The organism is Nocardioides sp., from assembly GCF_051876515.1.
In the GTDB taxonomy this organism is placed as follows: Bacteria; Actinomycetota; Actinomycetes; order Propionibacteriales; family Nocardioidaceae; genus Nocardioides.
Genome location: NZ_JBJEHY010000066.1, coordinates 1 through 3,279, shown reverse-complemented (window position 1 = coordinate 3,279; position 3,279 = coordinate 1). Strand labels below are relative to the sequence as shown.

Genomic DNA, 3,279 nt, shown 5'->3' with positions numbered 1-3,279 from the left:
CCGATGGTACTGCAATCGAGAGGTTGTGGGAGAGTAGGACGCCGCCGGACATCTTCTACCAGGAGCGGAGCCACCCAGTGGCTCCGCTCCTGACGATTTCACAGCATGTCCGTCTTCACAGCGTGTTCGGCCGCGGACGACCGCCCACCCTCGCGTGGGCCTTTGGTCCCGACTTCGAGCTGCACCCTCGAACACACGGAATATACGATCTGTACTTCGGGTGGCGGGGCATCCCTCGCCGTGGCCGGCGCTGCCGGCTCGTCCGTGCAGTCGACGCCGAGGAGCACCTCCCATGACCACCGCGCCCGTGCTGGGAGCCGTCATCGCGACCCCCGAGACCAAGGGCAAGAAGTTCGCCCTGGTGCTCCCGTCGACCAACACGTCCGTGGAGCGCGAGTTTCACCACGTACGTCCGCAGGACTGTTCGTGGCACACCGGCCGGATCATGATCAAAGCGCCGGCCCTCGACTCGGCGGACGCGTTCGGCGCCTTCCGTGAGTGCCTCAATGCTGCGTTGCCGGACGCGCTCGAGGTCGTGATGACCTGCAAGCCGGACTACATCGTCATGGGGATGTCGGCGGAGACGTTCTGGGGCGGGGTGCAGGGCAACGCGGCGTTCCAGCAGAACGTCCGCGACCTGACCGGCCTTGAGGTGACCACCGGGGCCACGGCTGCCGGTGAGGCGCTCAAGGCGTTCGGCGCCAAGCGCATCGGGATCGTCACCCCGTACCAGCCAGTGGGGGACGAGCAGGTGGTCGACTACTTCACCGAGCTCGGGTTCGACGTGGCCGCCATCAAGGGCCTGTGCTCGGCGAGCGCCACGTCCATCGCGGACGAGACCCCCGAGACGCTGCGTGAGGCGTTCCTGGCAGTGGACGGTCCCGACGTCGACGCGCTGATCCAGTGCGGCACGAACCTCGAGTCGCCGCGGTGGCGGCCGAGCTCGAGCGGGAGCTCGGCAAGCCGGTCATCGCCATCAACGTCGCCACGATGTGGCACGCGTTCCGGGTCAACGGCATCCAGGACCGCATCGTCGGTCACGGGTCCCTGCTCGAGCTGCACTGACCCGACGTCCCCTGTCGTCTGGCACCCTGACGCCGCATCCCGCTCGGAGTGGTTCACCATGTTCAACCACGTGGGTCACCTGACCCTGACCGTCGCCCCGACCTCGCCCGAGGTGTCCGCGATCGCCGATGCCCTGCTGGCACTCCCGGGGCAGGTGCCTGGTCTGGTCTCCGCCGAGGTGGTCCCGGACGCCGGGCTCACCGAGGGCAATGCCACGCTGCGGTTCCACATGCGCTTCGACAGCCGCGTGGCCTGGGAGGGCTACAAGGCCCACCCCGCCCACGTCGCGGTCATCAGTGACCACATCGTCCGGTGCTCGGTTCGAAGGCCTTCGCGCAGTACGACGACGAGCAGGTGCGTACGAGGGCGCGATGACTCCCGCGCAGGAGTCGAGGCATATATGATCCATACATGGCCTAAAGCACCATCACGAACCATGACGTCACGGCTGCCCAGAACGAGAGCCACCGACTCCTCGAGCGCCTGCTGACCACCGAGTCCGACACCTACGTCACCGGCCCGGTGGGTCAGGGTGCGGGGGAGAGGGTGCTCGTGCTCGGCGGCACCGGGTACATCGGGCGAGCCCTCGTCCCCGAGCTGGCGCGCCGCGGCTACAAGCCGGCCGTGCTCGCCCGCAGCGAGTCCGTCCGGGACGAGCCGGAGTTCGCCGACGCCGAGGTCGTCGTCGGCGACCCGACGGTGCCGGCCGACGTGCAGCGTGCGGTGGTGGCGGGCGAGACGGCCGTGGTGGTCTCCCTGCTCAGCGGACGTCGCCCCAACGACGCGGAGGAGTGCCGCGTCGTGGACCACGAGGCGGTCATCAACGGCATCAAGGCCGCGGTGGAGGGCCAGGTTCGTCAGTTCATCCACATCAGCGACTTCGGGGCCTACCGGCCCGAGCTGATCCCGCAGGTCTACAAGCTGCAGGTCGAGGGTGAGCTCATCGGCCAGCACCACGGCAAGCTGCCGTGGACGATCATCCGTCCCACCGCGTACTACCCGTACCTGTCGATGACGTTCGGCGACGTGAAGAACGGCCTCAAGTACCGCATCTTCGACCACGGCGAGTACAACGTCGTGAACCCGATCGCCCGTGAGGACCTGGCGGAGTTCATCGTCAACCAGGTGCTCAACGAGGCGTCGCTGGGCAAAGGTGCTCCCCGTCGGGGGCCCGTGGAGCGAGGACAACGCCGTCACGCTCAAGAGGGCCGGCGAGACGATGTTCGAGCTCAACGGCCGCACGCCGGACTGGGAGGTCGTTGAGCTGGCGGCCTGGGACAAGAAGATCTCGCGGCTGCGTACGGCTGGGAAGTTCTCCAAGCAGGTCCGTCCGGTCGCGTACTACCTCGAGGCGGCCAAGTACTGGTCCGTCGTGCACCACGTCGCGCCGGCGTACGGCACCCGCACGCTGCGCGGGTTCATGGAGAAGCTGGTCGACCGCGAGTGGCCGACCGGCTCCTTCCGCGAGCGCATGAAGAACGGCACCAACGTGATGCCGACCGACGTCTGAGACCTCACCCGGCGGTGGCCGCGCCCCCGGCGAGCAACGTGCGCATGGCGCGCTCGGTGGGTGAGTCGGGGGCGGGCAGGTAGATGACCAGGTGCGTGCCCGGTGCGTCCACCGGTCGCAGGGAGTGCTGCTCGAAGACCAGCTCGCCGGCTGACGGGTGCGCGAAGGTGCGCTGCCGGGAGGCGAACCGGGACACGTGGTGCTCGGCCCACGCGGCGGCGAAGTCGGGGCTCGCCTCGCGCAGTTGCTGGACCAGCGCCAGGTGCTCGGGACGACCCAGCAGGCCGGCCACGTCGGCGCGGTACTCGGCCAGGAAGTGGCGGCTCGTGCTCTCCCAGTCGGGGAGCATCGTGCGGACGTACGGGTCGGTGAAGATCAGTGTCAGCAGGTTGCGCCGCTCCGGCGCCACCTGGGCGACCCCGGGGTAGAGCGCGGCGTAGGCGGCGTTCCAGCCGATGATGCTCCAGTCCCCGGACAGCATGAACGAGGGTGCGGCGTGCTGGGCGTCCAGGAGGCGCTGGTGGTGGGCGGCGAGCGTGGTCGCGCCGGCCTCGGGGGAGCGGGCCGAGGCGAAGCCGGCCAGCGCCAGCACGTAGTCGTGCTCGGCCGGCGTCAGCCGCAGCGTCGCCGAGACGGCGTCGACGACCTGGCGTGAGGGGTTGATGTCGCGCCCCTGCTCGAGCCAGGTGAACCAGGTGGTGCTG

At 69.0% G+C, this 3,279-nt stretch carries 4 protein-coding genes; 3 read left to right on the top strand and 1 reads right to left on the bottom strand.

Features of this window, described 5'->3' with window-relative positions:
• Positions 1-292 precede the first annotated feature (292 nt).
• From ACI379_RS04235 to ACI379_RS04225, 3 genes are all read left to right on the top strand, one after another.
• A complete protein-coding gene (locus ACI379_RS04235) occupies positions 293-1,555 on the top strand; it encodes a Dabb family protein (protein WP_439790820.1) in 1,263 nt (420 codons plus the stop codon).
• Positions 1,556-1,617: 62 nt separating this feature from the next.
• On the top strand, positions 1,618-2,328 hold the full coding sequence (locus ACI379_RS04230; RefSeq protein WP_439790819.1) for an NAD(P)H-binding protein: 711 nt from the start codon (positions 1,618-1,620) through the stop codon (positions 2,326-2,328).
• Positions 2,285-2,575, top strand: a complete 291-nt coding sequence (locus ACI379_RS04225; RefSeq protein ID WP_439790818.1) for a hypothetical protein — start codon at positions 2,285-2,287, stop codon at positions 2,573-2,575. The genes ACI379_RS04230 and ACI379_RS04225 overlap by 44 nt, the downstream gene beginning before the upstream one ends.
• Positions 2,576-2,579: 4 nt before the next feature.
• On the opposite strand, the gene ACI379_RS04220 is transcribed toward ACI379_RS04225, so the two are convergent.
• Positions 2,580-3,279: MmyB family transcriptional regulator (locus ACI379_RS04220; protein WP_439790817.1), on the bottom strand; the 700-nt coding region annotated here is incomplete at its 5' end.